Genomic DNA, 22,236 nt, shown 5'->3' on the forward strand with positions numbered 1-22,236 from the left:
AACGGAATGACAATAGAAAGGGCAGCCCAATGGCTGCCCTTTGTTCTATGCAGTTCTGTTAAACCGCTACTTATGTCGCTCCGCCAGTCTGGCGATCACCTCGGGCAAGGGCACCTGCTGCTGCTCCAGCAGTACGGTGAGGTGGTAGAGCAGGTCGGCGGTCTCATCCAGCAGGTTTTCCCTGTCGTTGGTGGCGGCGGCCAGGGCCACTTCCACCCCCTCTTCACCGACTTTCTGGGCCACCCGTCTGGGGTTGCCCGCCAATAGCTTGGCGGTGTAGCTGCTGTCTGGGTCGGCGTTTCGGCGAGCGGCCACCACCTGGGCCAGTTTGCTCAGGAAGGGCTGATTGTCCAAGTCGTTAAAGCAGCTGGTGTTGCCCAGGTGGCAGGTGGGGCCGGCAGGGGTGGCCTGCACCAAGATGGCGTCGTTGTCGCAGTCGGTGCCAATGCTCACCAGGGTAAGCACATTGCCGGAGCTCTCCCCCTTGGTCCACAGCCTGTCCTTGGAGCGGCTGTAGAAGGTGACCTTGCCGCTCTCCAGGGTGACCGCCAGGGCCTCCGGGTTCATGTAACCCAGCATCAGCACCTGACCGCTGTGGTGGTCCTGAACCACGGCGGGGACCAGGTTGTTCATCTTGTTCCAATCGATTGAGAGAGTGGTCATAGCCGTACCTCGATGCCTTGCTGTTTCAGATAGCCCTTGAGCTCCATGATATCGATGATCTGTTTGTGGAACACCGAGGCGGCCAGGGCGCCGTCCACCCGGGCCTGTTTGAACACTTCGGCGAAGTGCTCCATGGCTCCGGCACCGCCGGAGGCGATCAGCGGCAGGCCACTGACCTGACGGATGGCGCTGAGCTGGTCGATGTCGTAGCCCTTGCGCACGCCGTCCTGGTTCATCACGTTGAGGACAATCTCGCCGGCGCCGCGCTTCTCCACCTCTTGGGCCCAGTCCTGGGTGTACCACTGGGTCTGACGGGTGGCAGACTCGTCGCCGGTGAACTGGTACACCTTGTAGCTGCCGCTCTCCCTGTCGAACCAGGAGTCGATGCCCACCACTACGCACTGGCGGCCGAAGGTGTCGTTGAGGCGGGTGATCAGGCTGGGGTCCGCCAGGGCGGGGGAGTTCACCGAGATCTTATCTGCGCCATCCGCCAGGATCTGGCGGGCGTCTTCGATGGTGCGAATGCCGCCGGCGACGCAGAAGGGGATGTCCAGGCGCTCGGCCACGGCGCTGACCCAGCTCTTGTCCACGGTGCGGCCGTCGCTGCTGGCGGTGATGTCGTAGAACACCAGTTCATCGGCGCCCTCGTCGGCGTAGCGTTGGGCCAGGTTGAGGATGTCGCCCACCACCTCGTGGTTGCGAAACTGCACGCCCTTGACCACCTGGCCCGCCTTGACGTCCAGGCAGGGGATTATCCGTTTTGCCAGCATGCCAGTGCCTCCTCGATGGTAAAGCGGCCGGTGAGCAGGGCCTTGCCGATGATGATGCCGCCGATGCCGATGGCCTTAAGCTGCTTGAGATCCTCCAGCTCGGCGATGCCGCCGGAAGCCTGCCAGCTTATCTCCGGGTATTGGCCAATCAGGGTCTGGTAGAGGGCCACGTTGGGGCCGGTGAGCATGCCGTCGCGGTCGATGTCGGTGCACAGCACGTGCTTGAGGCCAGCCTGGCGCAGCGGGGCGATCACCTCTTCCACCAACTTGCCCGAGCCTTTCTGCCAGCCGTGGGTGGCCACCTGGGCGTTGCGCTGATCGTCCAGCAGCAGGTCCAGGGCGACGGTGATGCGCTCGGCGCCGAACTCCTGGATCCAGTCCGCCACCAGTTGTGGATCGCGGGCGGCCAGGGAGCCGATGACCACCTTGTCCACGCCCAGCTTCAGCAGGGCCTCCACCTCCGCTTTGTCGCGGATGCCACCGCCCACCTGGATGGGGCAATTGAGGTTTTCCACCAGCCGGGTCAGGGTGTCCAGCTGGCGGTTGGCGGGATCCTTGGCGCCGTCGAGGTCGACGATGTGCAGCAGGGCACTGCCGGCGTCGCGGTAGTGGCTGAGCTGGGCCAGGGGATCGGTATCAAATTGGGTCACCTGGTTGAAATCGCCCTTTTTCAGACGCACCACCTGGCCGTTGATTAAATCGATGGCTGGAATGATCACGCTGTCATCTCCAAGAAATTGCTGAGTATCTTAGCGCCCACGGCGCCACTGCGTTCGGGGTGAAACTGCACCCCCATCAGGTTGTCCCGGCCCACGGCGGCGGAGAAGGGCTGGCCGTAGTCGCTGCTGGCCAGGGTGAGTTCGCCGATTGGGGCCGCGTAGCTGTGGACGAAGTAGACGTAGCTGCCCTCATCGATGCCGTCGAACAGCGGGTGGTCGCTGGGGGACAGGGTGTTCCAGCCCATGTGGGGCAAGGGCTGACCGGCGGTGTCCAACTGGGCGACCTTGAAGGGCAGCAGGCCGGTCATGGGCGTCTGCTCGCCGCCGGTGGCACTCTCCTCGCTGGCCAGGCCCAGCAGCTGCATCCCCAGGCAGATCCCCAGCAGGGGCTGGGTGACCTTGCCCAAAGTGTCCAGCACACCGCTCTGTTTCAGCGCGGCCATGCCGGCGCCGGCGCTGCCGACCCCGGGGAGGATCAACCTCGGGCTGGCGAGGATCACCTCCGGATCCCGGCTGACGGTGACCTGGGCGCCCAGGCGGGCCAGGGCGAAGCGTACCGACGCCAGGTTGGCGCAGCCGGTGTCGATGATGGTGACTTGTGGGGCTTCCTGGCTCATTAGAGCACCCCCTTGGAGGAGGGCAGTTCACTGCCTTCGATGCGCACCGCCTGGCGCAGGGTTCGGCCAAACACCTTGAACAGCGCCTCCACCTTGTGGTGCTCGTTGTCGCCGTCCACGGACAGGTGCAGGGTGGCGCCCAGGCTGTCGGCCAGGGAGCGGAAGAAGTGGGAGACCATCTCGGTGCTGAGATCGCCTACCTTGTCGCGGCTGAACTCGGCTTCGAAGCGCAGGTAGGGGCGGCCGGACAGGTCCAGCAGGCACTGGGCACCGGTCTCGTCCATGGGCAGGGCGAAGCCAAAGCGGCCGATGCCTCGCTTGTCACCCAGGGCCTGCTTCAGGGCCTGGCCCAGGGTCAGGGCCACGTCCTCGACGCTGTGGTGTTCGTCGATGTGCAGGTCGCCGCTCATGGACAGGGTCAGGCCGATGCCGCCGTGGGTGGCGATCTGCTCCAGCATGTGGTCGAAGAAGCCCACGCCGGTGTTGATGCTCACCGGGCCCGGTTTGTCCAGGTCCACCTCAATCTGGATGTCGGTCTCACGGGTGGTGCGCCGGGCGGTGGCACGACGTTCACCCTGGGTGAGCTGAGCCAGGATCTGTTCCCAGCCGAAGTTGTCCCTGTCGTAGCGGATGCCAGCTACGCCCATGGCGCGGGCCAGCTCCATGTCGGTCTCCCGGTCGCCGATGACTGCGGAGCGGGTGAAGTCCACCTTGCCCTGGGTCAGGTAGTCGCGCACCAGCCCCAGCTTGGGCTTGCGGCAGCTGCAGTTGTCGCTGTCGAAGTGGGGGCAGATCAGCACCTCGTCGAAGCGCACCCCCTGGCTGGTGAACAGCGCCATCATGGCGTTGTGGGGGGCATCGAAGTCTGCCTGGGGGAAACTGTCGGTGCCCAGACCGTCCTGGTTGGAGACCATCACCAGGCGGTAGCCCGCCTGCTGCAACGCCAGCAGGGCCGGCACCACGGCGGGCTCAAATACCAGCTTCTCCAGGGAGTCGAGTTGTTTGTCAATGGGCGGCTCCTCTACCAGGGTGCCGTCGCGGTCGATAAAGAGGATGGGTTGTTTCATGGTTATGCATCCTGTTGAAAAGCGGTCAGGGCGTTGGTGAGCAGCTCCATTTCGGAATCGCTGCCGATGCTGATTCTGAGCCAGCCGGGCAGGGCGCCGTAGGCTCGAATCAGTATTCCCTGAGTTTGTAGGGTTTTAAAGAGGTCGTCGGCGCCATCGGCCTTAAACAGAACAAAGTTGGCGGCAGACTCCAGCACCTGATCGACATAAGCCAGTGTGCTGAGGGCGGCCACCAGGGCGCTGCGGCGGGCATTAAGCTGAGCCACCTGGCTCTGCATGCGGCGGATGCCAAAGTCGCTCAGGGTCTCCAGGGCCAGGTCGGCCACGGGCTTGGGCACAGGGTAGGGGGCGATCACCTTCTCCAGCATGGTGATGATCTCTTTGCCTGCCAGCAGGAAGCCGCAGCGGGCGCCGGCCAGGGCAAACGCCTTGGAGAGGGTGCGCAGCACCACCAGGTTGGGGCAACCGCCAATGGCGTCTGCCAGGCTCTGATCGGCGCAGAACTCAATGTAGGCTTCATCCACCACCACCAGGGTGTCCGGCAGGGCGTCCGCCAGGGCCAGCAGATCCTCGCGCGGCACCAGGGTGCCTGTGGGGTTGTTGGGATTGCAGACGAACACCAGTTTGGCACCGCGGCCCGCCTCGGTCAGCGCCAATGGCAACTGATAGTCCTCCTCCCAGGGCACCGCCTGATACTCGACGCCGCAGGTGAGGGCGCTGATGCCGTACATGCCGTAGCTGGGGGCCAGGCTGACCACCTTGTCCTGACCGGGCACACAGAAGGTGCGGATCAGCAGCTCAATTCCTTCGTCGGCGCCGCGGGTGATCAACAGCTGCTCCGGGCGCACGCCGGCATAGCCTGCGTAGGCGGCGCGCAGCTCCGGCGGCTGACAGTCCGGGTAGCGGTTGACGTCAGCCACATTGGCGTTACGCCAGGGGCTCTCGTTGGCATTGAGCCAGATATCGCCGCCACTCATGCTGCGGCGGGCGGAGGCGTAGGGAACGAGTTCCCTCAGTTCGGGGCGACAGAGGCGTTCGGCCAGGTTCATTACTGCTCTCCTTACTCTTAATCCAGTTGCGCCATGCGTAGGGACACTGCCTTGGCGTGGGCGTCCAGGCCTTCGGCGTCAGCCAGGGCGATCACCGTGGGGGCCAGTCCTTTGAGACCGTCGCGGCTCAGCTCCTGCACCGTATAGCGACGGCAGAAGTCCGCCAGGGACAGACTCGACGCACTGCGGGAGGCGCCATAGGTGGGCAGCACGTGGTTGGTGCCACTGGCGTAGTCGCCCACAGACTCCGGCGACCAGGGGCCGAGGAAGATGGAACCGGCGGCGCGCAGTGTGCCCAGCAGCTCTCTGGGGGCTTGGGTCTGCACAATAAGGTGCTCGGGGCCATAGGCGTTGGAGACCTCACAGGCCTGCGCCAGGCTCTCTACCACCAGGGCGCGGCTCTGTGACAGGGCGGCGGCGGCGATCTCCTTGCGGCTCAGGGTGGTGAGCTGACTCACTAGGGCGGCGTTGACCCGTTCGGCGAAGCTGTCGCTGAGACACACCAGCATCGCCTGGCTGTCCTCGCCGTGTTCTGCCTGGGAGAGCAGGTCGGCGGCCACGAATTCGGGGTTGGCGTCGTCATCGGCGATCACCAGCACCTCGGAGGGGCCTGCGGGCATGTCGATGGCGGTGCCACTCTGGCTGACCTGGGTCTTGGCTTCGGTGACGAAACGGTTGCCCGGGCCGAAGATCTTGTCCACCTTGGGCACGGTCTCGGTGCCAAAGGCGAGGGCGGCGATGGCCTGGGCGCCGCCGATGGGGAACAGCTGCTGCACCCCACAGCGCCAGGCGGCGTAGCAGATGGCGTCGCTCACCGGAGGCGGAGTGGTCATCACCCGCACGTCGCAGCCAGCCAGCTTGGCGGGCAGGGCCTGCATCAACACCGAGGAGACCAGGGGGGCACTGCCGCCGGGAACATAGAGGCCCACCCGCTCAATGGCTTCGCTGCGCAATTCGCAGACGACGCCGGGCTGGGTTTCCACTCGTACCGGCTGGAACTGCTGAGCGTCGTGGAAGGCGGTCAGGTTGTCGATGGCGGCGTCGATGGCGGCCTTGAGGCTGGCATCGATGCGCTGGCCACGGCGGCCCAGTTCGTCGTTGTCGTAGGCCAGGGCGTCGGGACGGCCTCCGTCAAACTTCTCGCTCAGTTCAAGCAGGGCGTTGTCGCCACCCCTGCGAACCTGGTCGAGGATGGCCGCCACCGCCTGGGTGAGATCCCGGCTCTGCACTTGATCCGCCCGGGCCAGAGCCAGAGTCTGTTCGGTGTCGCACAGCTGGTTCCAGTTGAGTACTTTCATCTCTAACCTCTTAACCCAGCATCTTCTCAATGGGCAGCACCAGGATGGAGCTGGCACCCAGGGCTTTAAGCTGTTCCATGGTTTCCCAGAACAGGGTTTCGGAGCTGACCGCGTGTAGGGCCACCCGCTCGCTGTCCTGGGCCAGGGGCAGGATGGTGGGGTTCTCGGCGCCGGGCAGCAGGGCCACCACTTCATCCAGGGTTGCCTTAGGGGCGTGCAGCATGATGTATTTGCTCTCCCGGGCCTGGATGACGCCGTTGATGCGGGTCAGCAGTTTGTCCACCAGCTCCTGGTTGGCGGCATTCAGGGGGGAGGCGGTCTGAATCAGGGTGGCCTTGGAGCGGAAGATCACCTCGGTCTCCTTCAGGCCGTTGGCTTCCAGGGTGGCACCGGTGCTCACCAGATCGCAGATGGCGTCGGCCAGGCCGGCGCGGGGCGCCACCTCTACCGAGCCCTTGAGCATGCAGTCGCTGAAGGGGACGCCGGTCTTCTTCATGTAGCTGGCCAGCAGGTAGGGGTAGGAGGTGGCGATGCGCTTGCCCGCCAGGGTGGTGGGGCCGTCCCAGGCCAAGTCCTTGTCCACCGCCAGGGAGAGACGGCAGCCGCCGAAGTCCAGGCGGCGCAGGGTGGTGAACTCACAGGGGCGACTCATCGCCTCGCGCTCCAGGCGCTCCTCCTCCAGCACGTTCTCGCCGACGATGCCCAGGTCCACCACGCCGTCCATCACCAAACCGGGGATGTCATCGTCACGGACACGCAGGATGTCGATGGGCAGGTTCTGGCAGTGGGACAGCAGGCGCTGGTCCCGCAGGTTGAGTTTGAGGCCGGCACCCTTGAGCAGGGTTTGGCATTCATCGGCCAGGCGGCCGGATTTTTGGATGGCGATTCTCAGTCGTTGTTGAGTCATGATTCAGTCCTGATAATAAAACAAAAAACCCTGGGCGCTTGCTCCAGGGTTCTTGTGTGTTCAGGTTCTGAATCCGCTGGAGGGCGCCGTTTAAACAGCAGCCTCCAGCGACAATGCCAAAGGCTACCGCTTGAAATGATGATGGTGATGTAGGGCGGTAAACTTCAGCATGGGTGCGAATTCCTAATGATTCAGTACAAAATTCTGTGCACGTTCAACGTGGCGTGCTTTTAAGCTAATTCAGTGAATAAATAATTGCAACAACCAATTTACGCTTTTTTTCTGATGAATCCATAACCCCGCTGTCAGGGGCGGTGGGCTGTGTCATAATGGCCGCCCCTTAGATGTTTGTGTGCCTCTCCATGTCCCGTTTCTCCAGCAAAATCAAAAAGGCGTTCGCCGCCGATGGCCTGCTGGCAGAGACTCTGGAGGAGTTTCATTACCGCCCGCAACAGCAGCAACTGGCCCATGCGCTGGCGGAGCACAGCACCCCGGGCAAGGTGCTGGTGGCGGAGGCGGGCACCGGCATCGGCAAGACCTTTGCCTACCTGCTGCCAGCTCTGCTGAGCGGCAAGAAAGTGGCCATCAGTACCGGCACCAAGAACTTGCAAGATCAGCTCTTTTTCAAAGATCTTCCCCGACTTTTGCCGCTGATCGACTCAGGCATCAAAGTGGCTTTGCTCAAAGGGCGGGGCAACTATCTGTGCCTCTATCACCTGACTCAGCAGTTGGCGGACCCGGAGGCGCAGACCCCGGTGGAGATGGATCAGCTGATTCGCATCCGCAGCTGGGCCAATGGCACCGGCACCGGGGATATGGCGGAGATGGACTCCCTGGCGGAGGACGCCCCCATACTGCGCAAGGTGACCTCGACCCAGGACAACTGTCTGGGTAAGGCCTGCCCGGATTTCGACCGCTGCTTCCTGAAAAAGGCCAGGGCCAAGGCGATGGGCGCGGATCTGGTGGTGATCAACCATCACCTGTTCTTCGCCGATTCGGCGCTGAGAGAGGGGGGCTTTGGTGAGCTCCTGCCTGAGCTGAACTGGATCATCTTCGATGAGGCCCATCAACTGCCGGACATCGCCCTGACCCGCTACGGCGAGCGCCTCTCTGCCTCCAGTTTTCATTACTTGGGAAGGGACGTGCGCCGGGTGTATAAGACCCTGAAGGATTGCAAATCCCTGGAGACCCGGGCCGACGAGCTCAGCCAGTGGGCCGATGAGCTGACTGAGGCGATCCAAGCCAATGGCGAACCGGCCTGGCAGGCACAGCTGGGGTTTGAGGCGGTGTCTGCCGCTTGGCAGGGGCTGACCCGCTCCCTGGGGATGCTGAAAACCGAATTGGGCTACCACCTGGGACGGGATGAGCTGGGGGATCAGTGCTTCGAGCGCAGTGCCCGGCTGATGGGGCTGCTGGAGCACTTCGGCAACCCGGATGCCAAGCGCATCTACCGGCTGGAGCGGCGGGAGCGGGGTTTTGGCCTGGTCTCCAGTCCCATGTCGGTGCGGGATGAGCTCAAGGCGCTCTATAACAGTTACCACAGCGCCTGGGCCTTTACCTCGGCCACTTTGCAGGTAGGAGGTGACTTCGGTTACTTCACCCGGCAGATGGCCCTGGAGAAGGCCGATTCACTGATTCTGGACAGCCCCTTCGATTACGCCAGCCAGGCGCTGATGTGTGTCCCCCGGCACCTTCCTCAGCCCCATGAGGCCAATGTGGCTGAGCATCTGGCCGAGATCGCCTCCAAGCTGATTGAGGCGGCAGATGGGCGCACCTTCCTGCTGTTCACCAGCTACCAGATGATGTACCGGGTCGGGGAGCTGCTCAGTCACCGCCAGAGCCGGCCATTGCTGGTGCAGGGGATGGACTCCAAGCGCCAGCTGCTGAGCCGCTATCATGCCTATGGCAACGCGGTGCTGCTGGGTACCGCGGCGTTCTGGGAGGGGGTGGACGTTAGAGGCCGTGCGCTCTGTTGTGTTATGATCGACAAGCTGCCTTTCGTCTCTCCGGACGACCCCCTGACCCAGGCCAGGCTGACCGCCTGTGAACGCAGTGGTCAGGATCCCTTTGCCATGGTGCAATTGCCTCAGGCGATCCTCGCCCTGAAGCAGGGTGTCGGCCGGTTGATTCGCAGCGAACAAGACCAGGGGGTGCTGGTGATCTGCGACCCCAGATTGGTTCAGCGCCCCTATGGCGAACAGTTTATACGCAGCCTGCCTCCGATGACGCGGACCCGCGGGCTGGACAAGGCTCTAGCACGATTAAGAGAAGTTTGATGTCTGAAAAGATTTTAATCATCGATACCGCCACCGAGAACTGCTCGGCGGCCCTGGTGCTCGGTGATCGGGTGATTGACCTGTGTGAAGAGGCTCCCAGAGAGCACAGCCAGAAGATCCTGCCTTTTGTTGAGCAACTGCTGGCAGAGGGGGGCGTGACCCTGGCGGAACTGGATGCCATCGGCTTTGGCCGAGGTCCAGGCAGCTTCACCGGTATCCGTATTGGCACCGCCATGATGCAGGGACTGGCCCTGGGGGCGGAGCTGCCGGTACTGCCCATCTCCAACCTGGCCGCCATGGCTCAAGGCGCCATCGATGCCGGTGCCAGCGCAGTGATTGCCGCCATCGACGCCCGCATGGGCGAGGTGTATGTGGGACGCTACGAGAGCCGCGATGGCCTGGCCACCCTGGTGGGGCAGGAGCTGGTGATTGCACCTGATGAACTGCTTGCCCTGGAGCTGATGCAGGGTGAGGCGCTGGTAGCCGTGGGCACAGGGTTTGAGACCTACCCAGAGCTGCTGGATGACGGCCGCCTGACCGTCAGTGGCGATCATCGTCTGCCCAGTGCTAAGATGATGGTGCCTCTGGCACTGGAACTCTATCGCAACGGCGGCGCCCTGCCTCTGGAGCAGGTAGAGCCGGTGTACCTGAGAGACAACGTCGCCTGGAAAAAGATGCCGGGTAAGTGAAACCAATCATAGTGGATATTTAAACTCTACTGCTGGTTTAATCGGGAGACTGCAGCACCACCATGATCCATCAAGTTGGATTATCCACCCAGGCCCCATTGCCGGCGAAGCCGCAGAGCAAGGGGAGCCCGGAGAAAGCCAAAGAGGCTGAGCCGGCGGTCAAAACCGCCGAGCTGGTGGTGCCCAGCGATCCCCAGGGCTGGCAGACGTTTGCTGCCGGCCGAACCCGCCTGACCCAGGAACAGCCCGACTCCCGGGCCATCTCCGCCTACATGGAAACCGCCAATCAGGGGCTGCGCCAGGAACTGCAGTCGATGATGGGCGTCGATCTCTACGTCTAGCACCCCTGCTGTACCCGGCTTTGGTGTATCCAGGCCGCCATCTTTTGTGACATCTTCCTGGCCGCAGCGCCATTGCAATCTCCGAGCGCCGCGATAGGTTATAGACTTTGACCTGAAATCTGAGTCTTACCGGAGGGAACCATGAGAACCATCTTGCTGGCGTCTGCCCTGACCCTGATGAGCCTGCCAGTTGTGGCTGGGGACAACGACAACCAGAGCGCCTTGAACCAGTGGGCCAATGGCGAGCATCGAAGCCAGGCCAATATCGAGCGCAATCAGTACCGACACCCAGCCGAGACCCTGGATTTCTTTGGGCTGCATCCCCACATGCGGGTGATTGAGCTGTGGCCCGGCGGAGGCTGGTACAGTGAGATTCTGGCGCCTTACCTGAAAGAAAACGGTAAGTTTATCGCCGCCAGTTTCGACACCAACCCTGCCGAAGAGACGCCTCGTACCCGATATCGGGCCAACGCCGGTAAGCGCTATGAGACCAAGTTGGCCGAAGAGCCTGAACTCTATAGCAAGGTGGAGGTGATTACCTTCGACCCGCCGGCCAAGATCAGTCTGGGGGTGGAAGCCAGCGTGGATATGGTGCTGACCTTTAGAAATCTGCACAACTGGGCCATGGCAGACTCCCTGGAGCCGGTGTTTCAGGCCGCGTTTGAGGTGCTGACCCCGGGTGGAGTGTTTGGGGTGGTGGAGCACAGGGCCAACCCGGGCATGCCGGCAGAGTCCGGTTACATGGATGAGGCCCAAATGATCGCCCTGGCACAAAAGGTGGGCTTTAAGCTGGCGGCCAAGAGTGAGGTCAATGCCAACCCCAAGGACACCAAGAATTATGAACGCGGGGTGTGGACCCTGCCGCCTTCACTGCGCCTCAAGGAGCAGGACAGGGAGAAGTACCTTGCCATCGGCGAGTCCGACCGCATGACCCTGAAGTTCTACAAACCGGAGATCTGACGTGACCCAAGAGCCTGGCCGGGAGCGACGCTTCCAACTCGACACCCTGTCACTGGCTGCGCTGGAGTGGGGCCCACAGCAGGGCCCGCTGATTCTGGCGCTGCACGGCTGGATGGACAATGCCCACAGCTTCGCTCCCCTGGCCCCCAAATTAACTGATCGCGGCTATCGACTGCTGGCGTTGGAGTTTCCCGGCCATGGCCATTCGGACCATAGGCCCCAAGGCAACTATTACCATTTCCTCGACTACCTCTATGACCTGCACCAGTTGTGGCCACAGTTACCTGAACAGCCGGTTCTGCTGCTGGGTCACTCCATGGGCGGGATTCTCGGGGGCCTGTTTGCCTCGCTCTATCCGGAGCGGGTGTCGAGACTGGCGATCATCGAGGCGATGGGCCCACTGACTGCCGAGCCGGATGAGAGCCTGGAGCGGATGCGAGCGGGCTTTGCCAGCCGGGATAAAGGGTTTAAGCCCAGGGGTTATCCGGACCTGGCGCCCCTGGTGAGCGCCCGGGCCGCGGCGGGCGGGCTGGATGACGCTTTGGCCCGATTGCTGCTGCAGCGGAACCTGCATCAGCGTGACGGCTTGTGGCACTGGTGCTCGGACCCCAGATTGCGCACCCGCTCCCCCTGGATGATGACCGACGCTCAGGGAGAACAGCTGATGTCGGATCTTCAGGCCGACACCCTGGTGGTGCTGGGGCAGAACGGGTTCGAGGGGCTCAGGGAGATTTCGGCAGCGCGTCGCAGTTGGCTGAATCAGCCTCAGCTCGAGTCCATAACCGGTGGTCACCATTGCCATATGGAGTCCCCGGAGGCCCTGGCGCGCCTGATTGACCGATTTATTGGCGTAAAAAGCAGCGAACACACCAACTTAGGTTAGGTTTCGCCGCATATGGCGGTATCATGGATGCCATTAGAAGTCCTGTTCCAGTAAAGGAGAACAGCGTGGACAAGGCATGGCTTAACAGCTATCCCGCCGGTGTTCCGGCGGAGATTCATCCCGAACAGTATCGTAACCTGCTTGACCTGTTTGAGCAGAGCTGTCACACCTACGCCGATCAGGTGGCGTTCATCAATATGGGCGCGGTACTTACCTATCGTCGCGTCGAAGAGCAGAGCCGCGCCTTTGCCGCCTACCTGCAGAACGAACTGAAGCTGCAGAAGGGGGATCGTGTCGCCATCATGATGCCCAACCTGTTGCAGTATCCGGTGGCCCTGCTGGGCGTGCTGCGTGCCGGCATGGTGGCGGTGAACGTTAACCCTCTCTACACCCCCAGGGAGCTGAAGCATCAGCTGTGTGATGCCGAGGCCAAGGCGATTGTGCTGGTGACCAACTTCGGTCAGAGCCTGCAGCAGATCGTCGACGATACCCCGGTGGAGCACGTCATTCTGACCAAGATTGGTGACCATCTGTCCGCCCCCAAGCGCACCCTGGTCAACTTCGTGGTGAAGTATGTGAAGAAGATGGTGCCTAAGTACCATCTGCCTTACGCGGTATCCATGCGAAAGGCGCTGACGGTGGGCCGCCGCTTGCAGTACATCAAACCCAAGGTGGATCTGGATGATATTGCGGTGCTGCAGTACACCGGCGGCACCACGGGTGTGGCCAAAGGGGCGATGCTGACCCACAAGTCCCTGATCTCCAATATGCTGCAGGCGGAGGCCTACTTTGGCCCTGTACTCGATGAGGGGTCTGAGATGGTGGTGACGCCGCTGCCGCTCTACCATGTGTTTGCCAACACGGTTAACCTGCTGCTGTTCTTCAAGCTGGGCGGTCAAAACCTGTTGATCACCAACCCCAGAGATATGCCCGCCTTCCTGGGTGAACTGAAGAAGTACCCCTTCACCGTGCTGACCGGGGTCAACACCCTGTTCAATGCCATGCTCAATCAGGACGCGTTCTGCGGCCTGGATTTCAGCCAGTTTAAGATCACCATCGGCGGTGGCATGGCGGTGCAGCGCGCCGTGGCCGAGCGCTGGCAGGAGGTGACCGGACAACCCCTGATTGAGGGTTACGGTCTCACCGAGTGCTCGCCTGTGGCCGCCGCCGGCACCTATGATCAGAAGGAGTACACCGGCGCCATTGGCCTGCCCATCCCCTCCACCGAGATGCGCGCCGTAGACGACGACGGCAACCCTGTGAATCCCGGCGAGACCGGTGAACTGCAGGTACGTGGTCCCCAGGTGATGAAGGGCTACTGGCAACGTCCAGAAGAGACCGCCAAGGTGCTGACCGACGATGGCTGGTTGTTTACCGGTGACATCGGCTACATGGATGACAAGGGCCAGTTCTACATTGTCGACCGTAAAAAAGACATGATTCTGGTGTCCGGTTTCAACGTTTTCCCTAACGAGGTGGAAGACGTGGTGGCCAGCCACTCCAAGGTACTGGAAGTGGCCGCCGTAGGTGTGCCTCACGAGGTGTCTGGCGAACTGGTGAAAATCTTCGTGGTGGCCAAGGACCCCTCCCTGACCGACAAGGAGCTGATCGCGCACTGTCGCAAGTCCCTCACCGGTTATAAGGTGCCCAAGCTGGTGGAGTTCCGCGATGACCTTCCCAAGACCAATGTGGGCAAGATCCTGCGCCGTGAGCTGCGGGAAGAGCAGATGAAAGAGGCCAGTAACGCATGAGTGAACTGAACTGGCAGTGGATCGACACTGATGAAGGTTTGGCGCAGCTGTGTGACCAGGCCAGTCAGGCGGAAGCAGTGGCGCTGGATACCGAGTTTGTTCGTACCCGTACCCTGTACGCTCAGCTGGGGCTGATTCAGATCTATGACGGCACCACTCTGGCGTTGGTGGACCCCCTGACCATTGAGGATCTGGGGCCTTTCTGGCGCTTGCTGGAAAATGAATCCGTGGTCAAGGTGCTGCACTCCTGCAGCGAAGATCTGGAGATCTTCGCCCAGCAGGGCGGTGTCCAGCCCAAGCCGCTGTTTGATACCCAGGTGGCGGGGGTGCTGCTCAACAAGGGCGCCCCAATGGGCTATGGCAAGATGGTGGAGGCCTACCTGGGTCTGGCACTGGACAAGGGGGAGGCACGCACCAATTGGCTGGCACGCCCCCTGCGCAATACCCAGCTGGAGTATGCCGCCGCCGATGTGCTCTACCTGCTCAAGATCTACCACACCATGAAGGAGGAGATCGCCGAGGCCGGTCGTCACGACTGGCTGATGGAGGAGGGGGAGCGCCTGACCGAGGGGCGGCTGGATCCTGTGGATCCCGAAACCGCCTACCTCAAGGTGAAAAACGCTTTCCAGCTTCGCCCGGAGCAACTGGCGATCCTCAAATCCCTGGCGGCCTGGCGGCTGGGCGTGGCGCAAAAGCGCGATCTGGCGCTGAACTTCGTCATCAAGGATGCGGCACTGCTGACCCTGTCCAAGCGGGCCCCGAGGAGCATCAACTACCTGAATCAGCTGGATTGCCTGACTGAGCGTGACGTGCAGCGCCATGGCAAGGCCATTTTGAAGGTGGTGGCTGGCGCGGATCTGGATAATCCACCGGAGCCGGTGGATCCCCTCTCGGCAGAGCCTGAGTTCAGAGACGCGGCCAAGCTGGTGCGTAAGACCCTGACCCAGGTGTGTGAGCAGCATGAGGTGGCCGCCGAACTGATGGCTTCCAAGAAGCTGGTGCATCAGTATCTGAAGTGGCGCCTGGGCGGCCAGCAGGGTAGGGAGCCTGTGGTTCTGCGTGGCTGGCGCGGTGAATTGACCCGTGCCAGTTTGGATGCATTGAGCCTTTAGTAGTAATTGCTTGAAACAGGGGGACCCTTTGGGGTCCCCTTTTTTGTGTCTCTATCAGACGATTGAAGGATTGATATCAAAACCGAATAAAGATGTTAATTTCATGTATATCGAGGCTGACAGTTGCCCAAATATGTGTGATGATGTTCACGTTTGTACGCATGTTTAATACAGGCGCTTAAAAAGATAAGTGGCGTGGAGAAGCCGCATAGACAAGGAGTGACACATGGAAAAGGTCTGGTTAGCGAGTTACCCCGAAGGTGTTCCGGCGGAGGTTGACCCCGACCGGTTCTCCTCACTGGTCGACTTGTTCGAGCAGTCGGTAGCCCGTTATGGGGATAAACCTGCCTTTATCAACATGGGAAAAACCATCACCTACAATGAGCTGGACAAGCTAAGCCGGGATTTTGCGGCTTACCTGCAGCAGGATCTCAGGCTGGAGCAGGGGGACAGGGTGGCGATCATGATGCCCAACCTGCTGCAGTATCCGGTGGCCCTGTTTGGTGTACTGCGCGCCGGTATGGTGGTGGTCAATGTCAACCCGCTCTACACTGCCCGGGAATTGAAACATCAGCTCAATGATGCCGGCGCCAAGGCGATTGTGGTGGTGTCCAACTTCGCCTCCACCCTGGAGCAGGTGGTGGACGATACCCCGGTCGAGCATGTGATTCTGACCAAGCTGGGAGATCAGCTGTCTCCCCTCAAGCGCACCCTGGTGAATTTCGTCGTCAAGTACATCAAGAAGATGGTGCCGGGTTACCACATCCCCCATGCACACTCCCTGCGCACTGCATTGAACAAAGGCGGGCGGCTGCCCTTCAACAAGCCAACCATCGACAACGGCGATCTGGCGTTTCTTCAGTATACCGGCGGCACCACGGGAGTGGCCAAGGGCGCCATGCTCACCCACAGAAACCTGGTGGCCAACCTGGAGCAGGTGAGCTCCTGGATTGGGCCAACCCTGAATGAGGGAGAGGAGATGGTGGTCACCGCGCTGCCGCTGTACCACATCTTCGCCCTGACCTGTAACTGCCTCACCTTTATGAAGCTCGGTGGCACCAACCTGATGATCACCAATCCCAGGGACATGCCGCTGTTCATCAAAACCATCAAGCAATATCCCTTCACCGCCATCACCGGGGTGAACACCCTGTTCAATGGCCTGCTCAACACCCCGGGGTTCGATGAGCTGGATTTCAGCAAACTCAAGGTGGCCCTCGGCGGTGGCATGGCGGTGCAGGCCGCGGTGGCGGATAAGTGGCAGAAGGTCACCGGTTCCCGCCTGCTGGAGGGGTTCGGGCTGACCGAAAGCTCTCCGGTGGCCTCGGTGGCACCCTATGACGCCAAAGGTTACGACGGCACCATCGGCCTGCCTCTGCCCTCCTGCTCCATTCGCCTGGTGGATGAGCAGGGTCAGGTGGTGGAGGTCGGTGAGCGGGGAGAACTGCAGATTCTGGGGCCCAATGTGATGAAGGGGTACTGGCAGCGACCCGAGGCCACGGCGGAGACCATCTCAGAGGACGGTTGGCTCTCCACCGGCGACATCGCCACCATGGATGAACGGGGCTACTTCAAGATTGTGGATCGTAAGAAGGACATGATCCTGGTGTCGGGCTTCAACGTCTTCCCCAATGAGATTGAGGACGTGGTGGTGATGCACGAATCCGTGGTGGAGGCGGCTGCCATCGGGGTGCCCAACCCCGTTTCCGGAGAGATGGTTAAGGTGTTTGTGGTGGCCAAGCCCGGCACCAGTGAAGAGGCGATCATTCGTCACTGTAAAAAGCACCTGACTGGATACAAGATCCCCAAGATCATTGAGTTCAGAGATGAGTTGCCCAAGACCAATGTGGGTAAGATTTTGCGCCGCGCCCTTCGTGAGGAGGAGCAGGCGGCCTGACATCAAGCTGTCACATAGGAGTGATAGGCTGAGATTCATTGCTCCTCTGTATTCACGCTGAATCCACCCGGACTCACTGCTGGCGCCCCTTGTGGGCGCTTTTTTTATATCACCGTTGTCAGTTGGCGTCCGGTGGGCAGCGTCAGGGGCTAAGCGATCAGGTTTGGTGCCCGCCGGGATCGTTTAGTAGGAAATAGAACTGTGCCAGTCATCACTTGTTAGCCAAGCTCGAGGTCAAAGCGTTTTGTAAGGAAATAACGAATCGTCATTGTGCGGCTCGTCACGGCATTGCGTACGGGTCGCCTCGATGTCGCCATAAATGGCGAAGATGTCGTCGTGAATTGGCGGGTGAGGTTGCTTTTGGGGGCAAATTTTGATCATATGTTGTCACTCCTGAAGATGATGAAGAGGCAACATGGCGGAGAAACGATATCCGTTAGATGCCAGGTGGCGATACGCCTTTGAGCGATTGGGGTTGGATTCGGCTGAGGTTCTGGAGAGAGCGGGTCTCTCACTGGAGGTGCTGGAAAACCCGGACAGTCGACTCAACACCATGCAGTACCTGGGGCTTTGGCACTCTCTGGAGCAGAGTGTTGAGTCAGGTCAGTTGAGTCAGAGTGTGGCGCAGTTTTGCTCCAGCACCTTTGCCGCCCCCATGATGGCGGCCCTGTGCTGTCCGACTCTGCTGGATGCCATCAATCGTGTAGTGCGCTTCAAACCACTGCTGGGGCCTCAACGGCTCAGAGTGGAGGAGCGCGATGATAAGATCGCCATCGTTCAGTACTGCGAACCGGACACGCATCGAATTCCCAACTCCCTAATCGTACTTGAGTGGTATCTGATTTTGGATTTGGCGCAGATGGCCACCAAGGTGGATCCCATAGTCACTTCCCTGACTCTGCCCGAGGATTGCCCTGAGGGGCGCCAGTTGGCAAGGCGCCTGGGCCTGGAGCTGCAGGTTGGCGAAGGTAACGCCCTGGTTTTGCCCAAAGGGGAGTGTCAGCGCCCCTTTATGACTCTCAACGATGCCATGTGGCAACATTTCGAGCCTGCCCTTCTGGCTCAGATTCGAAACCTTCACTCTGAAGGTGGTTTTGCCAGTGAAGTGAAAGCGATTCTGTTGGAGTGTTTGCCCTCAGGGATGGCGGACAAGGAGCGGGTGGCTGAACGCCTTGGGGTCAGCCCCAGTACTTTGAAGCGGCGTTTGGCGACAGAAAAGAGGCCTTTCAAGGAGCTGTTGGCCCAGGCGAGGAAGGAGCTGGCCTGCCACTATCTGCAGCAGTGTCACCTGTGCCACACAGAGATAAGCCTGTTACTGGGCTTTGACGATCCCGCCAGTTTCTACCGGGCCTGTCAGCGTTGGTTTGGCCTTACCCCCGAGCAGGTGAAAAAAAGAGAGGCCGGCATAAAGCCGGCCTGGTAATGGGCTTGAGGGGCCGGGGTTAGCCCAGATCATCAATCTCGCCATCTTCGTCGCGGACGATGGTGGCGTAGAGGTCATACTCGTTGGCGAACTCAATGGATGCCCAGACCATCTGGCCCACATCCACGTCAAACTCTCCGCCCAGAATCACCTTGCCGTCGATCTCCGGGGCATCGGTATAGGCGCGGGCAATGGCGCCCTCATCGTTGAGCTCATCGACAATCACCCGCATCTCGGTACCCACTCGGGCCTGCAGGCGCTCGGCGCTGATGCGTGCGGCCACCGCCATAAAGCGCTGGAAACGATCCTCCATCACCTCTTCAGGAACCAGCTCCGCCAGGTCGTTGGCCACGGCACCGTCCACAGGGCTGTACTTGAAGCAGCCGACGCGGTCCAGTTGTGCCTCTTCCAGCCAGTCCAGCAGGATCTGGAAGTCCTCTTCGGTTTCGCCGGGGAAGCCGACGATGAAGGTGGAACGGATCACCAGCTCGGGGCAGATCTCACGCCACTTCTTGATCTGCTCCAGGGTACGCTCGGCCTTGCCGGGGCGCTTCATCGCCTTGAGGACACGTGGGGACGCATGTTGGAAGGGGATGTCCAGGTAGGGCAGGATCTTGCCCTCGGCCATCAGAGGGATCACCTCATCCACATGGGGGTAGGGGTAGACGTAGTGCAGGCGCACCCAGATCCCCATCTCCGCCAGCTTCTGACACAGCTCGGTCATGCGGGTTTTTACCGGCATACCATTCCAGAAACCGGTCTTGTGCTTCACGTCGATGCCGTAGGCACTGGTGTCCTGGCTGATCACCAGCAGCTCCTTCACTCCGGCGTCCTTCAGTCGCTTGGCTTCATCCAGTACTTCGCCGATGGGGCGGCTGACCAGGTCGCCGCGCAGGGCAGGGATGATGCAGAAGGTGCAGCGGTTGTTGCAGCCCTCGGAGATCTTCAGATAGGCGTAGTGACGAGGCGTCAGCTTAACGCCGTGATCCGGGATCAGCGAGGTCAGGGGATCGTGTTGTGGCTTGGGCAGATGCTGATGCACCTGTTCCAGTACCATCTCATAGGCGTGGGGACCGGTGATGCCCAGAACCTTGGGGTGAACCTCGCGGATCTCGTTCTCCTTGGCACCCAGGCAGCCGGTGACCAGCACCTTGCCATTTTCACTCAGTGCTTCGCCGATGGTGTCCAGGGACTCCTGAACGGCGCTGTCGATGAAGCCACAGGTGTTGACGATCACCAGATCGGCACCTTCGTAGGTGTTGACCACGTCGTAGCCTTCGGTGCGCAGCTGAGTCAGGATGCGCTCACTGTCCACCAGGTTCTTAGGGCAGCCAAGACTTATGAACCCTATACGTGCAGCGCTAGATGGTTTCGTCTGTGACTGTACGGATCCACCTTCGGTCATCTTATCGAGCACCTTCTTAGGTGTTTCGAGGGTGGTGGTTTGCTTGGGATTGAACTGCTCAACGGTCATACAAAAACTCAGATTGCCCGGCTCTGCCGTAAAAATTGCGCGAATTATACCTGAGTCCCGGCAAATATGCAGGGCGAAAAAGTGTGCAGCTTTCGGCGCTGTTGATGGGGGCGAAAGGCGTAATTGTGAGCGGTCAGTTCAAATCTTGTCCTTGATGGCTGGGTTGTGTGAACATGGAGGGCATTACCTGATTGTTTAGCAAGTGGTTTATGCCTGATAGCAAGACTCGGTGTTACTCCTACATCCGTTGGTCCAGCGAGAAGCAAGCGCATGGAACGACCTTGGCGCGACAGAAGAAGATTGCCAAGGAGATTGCTGATGAGAATGGCTTGGAGCTGGTAGAGATTGTTGATGAGGGACTGAGTGCCTTTAAGGGCAAGCATCGTAAGGATGGTGCCTTGGGAGCCTTTATTGAAGCCGTTAGGAACAAACATGTTCCCGCCGATTCCTGGTTGGTTGTGGAAAATCTGGACCGCCTGAGTCGCGAGGACATCATGAGTTCACTACCGATGTTCATGCAGCTTCTTGAATTAGGGATCACCATTGTTACCGGCATGGACCGCAAGGTGTACTCAGGCCAGAGTGTTATCGAAAATCCAATGGACTTGATGCACTCCATTTTGTTGTTTAGCCGAGCACACGAGGAGTCGAAAACCAAATCAAAGCGGACCTATGGTCATGCTCAGGCGATAGTAACCGCTCACAACAACGGTAAGCGCTCTCCCGAAGGCTACGCTTATGCGATAAAGTCTGTGGGCACCAACATCTGGTGGAGTGACTGCAGCGATGAATTTGTACGGCCACACGCGCTGTACTACGAGGTGGCCAAGGAGATCATTGGCTACATCAAGCTGGGACTGGGTAACTACCGAATTATCGAACTGCTCAATGCCAAGTATCCACCGCCAACCAAAAACAAACACAACAGCTGGTCAGCGAATCTCATTTCAAAGTTTCACCTTAGCCGCGCATTGCTGGGCGAGAAGTGCATTACCATAAATGGCGTTGAGTACGTGCTAGAGGGGTACTATCCGGCGCTAGTAAGCGAAGACGAATTTCACCTGCTGCAAGCAATCAAAAAATCCAAGACTTCAAAAACCACTGCGACAACACATCAGCCGTTGTTGTCTGGGATTAAGGTGCTTAGATGCGGCGAGTGTGGAGGCAGCATGTATGCCTTTACGCAGCGTAATAAGCCTCGTTACATCTGTGGTACTGGTCAGCAGAATCAGGGGTGTCGTCCATGGTCATTTAACGGCATGTGGGTTGAGGACACGGTACTTAGGCTTGCTGCTAATAATGTGTTTCGCCCCTTTGGCGTTGAAGAAGATATGCACTTGATTGAGCTTGCGCTTAGGGGTGAGCTAAAGGCCAAAAGCGAGCGTATAGACCGTCTGGTGGAGGCCATTGCTGACGGGACGGGCCCGGCTGCACTGACGGTAAAAATCAAGCAGCTCGAACAGGAAGTTGAAGCGACAAAGAAGAAAATTGAGCAAGCCGTGATGCAGAAGCAGGCCCAATTGTTAGAGACGGTTGAGTGGGATGCGGTTGATGAGCGGGTGCTTGATAACACTGAACATGACTTGCGGGCTCAGGTGCGTACCAAGCTGGCACGGGTGCTAAAACAGGTTAGTTGCTATCAGATAAAGCAAGGGCATGTGGCATTTCTGCTTGAGTTCATAAACGGTAAGCAGGTTGTGGCTCACAGGACTGCTCAGACACTGCTGTTTGACAGTGATGCATGGCGAGCGCTTGGTGATCACTATGGCAAACGGGTGCTTCTGACAGACTCTGAACAGAAGGTACTGGCTGAACTTGATGCTCTTGAGGTTGAGGAGGACGTAGCGGAATTTGAATTGCCTGGTGGGTTGAGCTCAGCCGACTTTAAACTTCCCGATGAACTGGTCGGTGTTAGCGAAAGCTACGAGTACCCCGGCATAGGTAGCTTAAACGCGGAGTTTATTGGTGATTCTGAAGAGCTGGTTGCAGATCAGATGCGATTGGAGCACTTGCTGACGTGGGCAATGTCCGTAAAGGGAACGCCTAACGTCATCGAGGACCAGTACCAGGTCTTTAAGCACCGCTATAAAAGCCGAGTGGTGACAAAGCCAGAGCCAGCGGCGTACTACATTGATGAAGTTCATATTGTGAAGAACAAGATACTGCCAGTTCGGCTAAGTGACTGAGGTCGTCCATAAAGCTGCTACCTCGTACAGTACGAATGCCCGAAGCCAATTTCACAAGGAGCAGCTAATGGCAACGTACTACTACCAATGCATGAAAACCACCTGTGGCCACTTGGAGTTCACAAAATTTGCGCCAGCAGCCACCAAGCGCTGT

19 protein-coding genes are annotated in these 22,236 nt (G+C 59.9%); 10 read left to right on the forward strand and 9 right to left on the reverse strand.

Annotated features, from left to right (window positions below; translation table 11 throughout):
• Nucleotides 1–66 precede the first annotated feature (66 nt).
• From hisIE to hisG, 8 genes are read right to left on the reverse strand one after another with little or no spacing between them, the layout of a single operon-like run.
• Nucleotides 67–663, reverse strand: coding sequence for a bifunctional phosphoribosyl-AMP cyclohydrolase/phosphoribosyl-ATP diphosphatase HisIE (hisIE, locus tag ACN0RV_RS15970; RefSeq protein WP_417349118.1), 597 nt, complete (start codon nt 661–663; stop codon nt 67–69).
• Entirely contained in the window at nt 660–1,433 is a 774-nt protein-coding gene (gene hisF / locus ACN0RV_RS15975) for an imidazole glycerol phosphate synthase subunit HisF (RefSeq protein WP_417349120.1), read from the reverse strand. The genes hisIE and hisF overlap by 4 nt, the downstream gene beginning before the upstream one ends.
• Nucleotides 1,415–2,152, reverse strand: coding sequence for a 1-(5-phosphoribosyl)-5-[(5-phosphoribosylamino)methylideneamino]imidazole-4-carboxamide isomerase (gene hisA, locus ACN0RV_RS15980; protein ID WP_417349121.1), 738 nt, complete (start codon nt 2,150–2,152; stop codon nt 1,415–1,417). Before hisA ends, hisF begins: the two co-directional genes overlap by 19 nt.
• On the reverse strand, nt 2,149–2,769 hold the full coding sequence (gene hisH / locus ACN0RV_RS15985; RefSeq protein ID WP_417349123.1) for an imidazole glycerol phosphate synthase subunit HisH: 621 nt from the start codon (nt 2,767–2,769) through the stop codon (nt 2,149–2,151). Before hisH ends, hisA begins: the two co-directional genes overlap by 4 nt.
• Nucleotides 2,769–3,836: a bifunctional histidinol-phosphatase/imidazoleglycerol-phosphate dehydratase HisB gene (gene hisB, locus ACN0RV_RS15990; RefSeq protein ID WP_417349124.1), complete on the reverse strand. Its 1,068-nt coding sequence runs from the start codon at nt 3,834–3,836 to the stop codon at nt 2,769–2,771. Before hisB ends, hisH begins: the two co-directional genes overlap by 1 nt.
• A gap of 2 nt (nt 3,837–3,838) precedes the next feature.
• Nucleotides 3,839–4,885 (reverse strand): histidinol-phosphate transaminase, encoded by a 1,047-nt coding sequence (hisC, locus tag ACN0RV_RS15995; protein WP_417349126.1) that lies wholly within the window; start codon nt 4,883–4,885, stop codon nt 3,839–3,841.
• Nucleotides 4,886–4,902: 17 nt separating this feature from the next.
• Entirely contained in the window at nt 4,903–6,183 is a 1,281-nt protein-coding gene (hisD, locus tag ACN0RV_RS16000) for a histidinol dehydrogenase (RefSeq protein WP_417349128.1), read from the reverse strand.
• Nucleotides 6,184–6,193: 10 nt separating this feature from the next.
• Nucleotides 6,194–7,093, reverse strand: coding sequence for an ATP phosphoribosyltransferase (gene hisG / locus ACN0RV_RS16005; RefSeq protein WP_417349152.1), 900 nt, complete (start codon nt 7,091–7,093; stop codon nt 6,194–6,196).
• A 359-nt stretch (nt 7,094–7,452) separates the two neighbouring features.
• Between hisG and ACN0RV_RS16010 the strand changes: the two genes are divergently transcribed.
• The 9 genes from ACN0RV_RS16010 (at nt 7,453) to ACN0RV_RS16050 (ending at nt 18,422) form a co-directional block, all read left to right on the forward strand.
• Nucleotides 7,453–9,366 (forward strand): ATP-dependent DNA helicase, encoded by a 1,914-nt coding sequence (locus ACN0RV_RS16010; protein ID WP_417349130.1) that lies wholly within the window; start codon nt 7,453–7,455, stop codon nt 9,364–9,366.
• Entirely contained in the window at nt 9,366–10,055 is a 690-nt protein-coding gene (tsaB, locus tag ACN0RV_RS16015; protein ID WP_417349132.1) for a tRNA (adenosine(37)-N6)-threonylcarbamoyltransferase complex dimerization subunit type 1 TsaB, read from the forward strand. The genes ACN0RV_RS16010 and tsaB overlap by 1 nt, the downstream gene beginning before the upstream one ends.
• Before the next feature lie 62 nt (nt 10,056–10,117).
• A complete protein-coding gene (locus ACN0RV_RS16020) occupies nt 10,118–10,396 on the forward strand; it encodes a hypothetical protein (protein WP_417349134.1) in 279 nt (92 codons plus the stop codon).
• Nucleotides 10,397–10,537: 141 nt separating this feature from the next.
• Nucleotides 10,538–11,356 carry a class I SAM-dependent methyltransferase gene (locus tag ACN0RV_RS16025; protein ID WP_417349136.1) on the forward strand — a complete coding sequence of 273 codons (819 nt, stop codon included), beginning with the start codon at nt 10,538–10,540 and terminating at the stop codon, nt 11,354–11,356.
• Nucleotide 11,357: 1 nt separating this feature from the next.
• On the forward strand, nt 11,358–12,239 hold the full coding sequence (locus ACN0RV_RS16030) for an alpha/beta fold hydrolase (protein WP_417349138.1): 882 nt from the start codon (nt 11,358–11,360) through the stop codon (nt 12,237–12,239).
• 65 nt (nt 12,240–12,304) lie between these two features.
• Nucleotides 12,305–13,990: a long-chain-fatty-acid--CoA ligase FadD gene (gene fadD, locus ACN0RV_RS16035; protein WP_417349140.1), complete on the forward strand. Its 1,686-nt coding sequence runs from the start codon at nt 12,305–12,307 to the stop codon at nt 13,988–13,990.
• Nucleotides 13,987–15,102, forward strand: coding sequence for a ribonuclease D (gene rnd, locus ACN0RV_RS16040; protein WP_417349142.1), 1,116 nt, complete (start codon nt 13,987–13,989; stop codon nt 15,100–15,102). Before fadD (ACN0RV_RS16035) ends, rnd begins: the two co-directional genes overlap by 4 nt.
• A gap of 226 nt (nt 15,103–15,328) precedes the next feature.
• The gene (fadD, locus tag ACN0RV_RS16045; RefSeq protein ID WP_417349144.1) at nt 15,329–16,999 is read left to right on the forward strand and encodes a long-chain-fatty-acid--CoA ligase FadD; all 1,671 of its coding nucleotides are present in this window, start codon (nt 15,329–15,331) and stop codon (nt 16,997–16,999) included.
• A gap of 415 nt (nt 17,000–17,414) precedes the next feature.
• The gene (locus tag ACN0RV_RS16050) at nt 17,415–18,422 is read left to right on the forward strand and encodes an AraC family transcriptional regulator ligand-binding domain-containing protein (protein WP_417349146.1); all 1,008 of its coding nucleotides are present in this window, start codon (nt 17,415–17,417) and stop codon (nt 18,420–18,422) included.
• Between the two features lie 19 nt (nt 18,423–18,441).
• Here ACN0RV_RS16050 and rimO read toward each other — a convergent pair whose 3' ends face one another.
• Complete coding sequence (gene rimO / locus ACN0RV_RS16055; protein WP_417349148.1) at nt 18,442–19,896, reverse strand: 30S ribosomal protein S12 methylthiotransferase RimO; 1,455 nt, start codon at nt 19,894–19,896, stop codon at nt 18,442–18,444.
• Nucleotides 19,897–20,105: 209 nt separating this feature from the next.
• Between rimO and ACN0RV_RS16060 the strand changes: the two genes are divergently transcribed.
• A complete protein-coding gene (locus ACN0RV_RS16060; RefSeq protein ID WP_417349150.1) occupies nt 20,106–22,082 on the forward strand; it encodes a recombinase family protein in 1,977 nt (658 codons plus the stop codon).
• Nucleotides 22,083–22,236 lie beyond the last annotated feature (154 nt).

The sequence above is a fragment of the Ferrimonas sp. genome, from assembly GCF_048263965.1.
Lineage (GTDB): Bacteria > Pseudomonadota > Gammaproteobacteria > Enterobacterales > Shewanellaceae > Ferrimonas.

Coding starts and splice junctions, on each gene's coding strand:
- rnd (WP_417349142.1), top strand. CDS start 13,987: ATGAGTGAACTGAACTGGCAGTGGATCGACACTGATGAAGGTTTGGCG.
- hisF (WP_417349120.1), bottom strand. CDS start 1,433: ATGCTGGCAAAACGGATAATCCCCTGCCTGGACGTCAAGGCGGGCCAG.
- rimO (WP_417349148.1), bottom strand. CDS start 19,896: ATGACCGTTGAGCAGTTCAATCCCAAGCAAACCACCACCCTCGAAACA.
- hisD (WP_417349128.1), bottom strand. CDS start 6,183: ATGAAAGTACTCAACTGGAACCAGCTGTGCGACACCGAACAGACTCTG.
- hisB (WP_417349124.1), bottom strand. CDS start 3,836: ATGAAACAACCCATCCTCTTTATCGACCGCGACGGCACCCTGGTAGAG.
- hisC (WP_417349126.1), bottom strand. CDS start 4,885: ATGAACCTGGCCGAACGCCTCTGTCGCCCCGAACTGAGGGAACTCGTT.
- tsaB (WP_417349132.1), top strand. CDS start 9,366: ATGTCTGAAAAGATTTTAATCATCGATACCGCCACCGAGAACTGCTCG.
- ACN0RV_RS16025 (WP_417349136.1), top strand. CDS start 10,538: ATGAGAACCATCTTGCTGGCGTCTGCCCTGACCCTGATGAGCCTGCCA.
- ACN0RV_RS16050 (WP_417349146.1), top strand. CDS start 17,415: ATGGCGGAGAAACGATATCCGTTAGATGCCAGGTGGCGATACGCCTTT.
- ACN0RV_RS16010 (WP_417349130.1), top strand. CDS start 7,453: ATGTCCCGTTTCTCCAGCAAAATCAAAAAGGCGTTCGCCGCCGATGGC.
- fadD (WP_417349144.1), top strand. CDS start 15,329: ATGGAAAAGGTCTGGTTAGCGAGTTACCCCGAAGGTGTTCCGGCGGAG.
- hisH (WP_417349123.1), bottom strand. CDS start 2,769: ATGAGCCAGGAAGCCCCACAAGTCACCATCATCGACACCGGCTGCGCC.
- ACN0RV_RS16020 (WP_417349134.1), top strand. CDS start 10,118: ATGATCCATCAAGTTGGATTATCCACCCAGGCCCCATTGCCGGCGAAG.
- ACN0RV_RS16060 (WP_417349150.1), top strand. CDS start 20,106: ATGCCTGATAGCAAGACTCGGTGTTACTCCTACATCCGTTGGTCCAGC.
- hisIE (WP_417349118.1), bottom strand. CDS start 663: ATGACCACTCTCTCAATCGATTGGAACAAGATGAACAACCTGGTCCCC.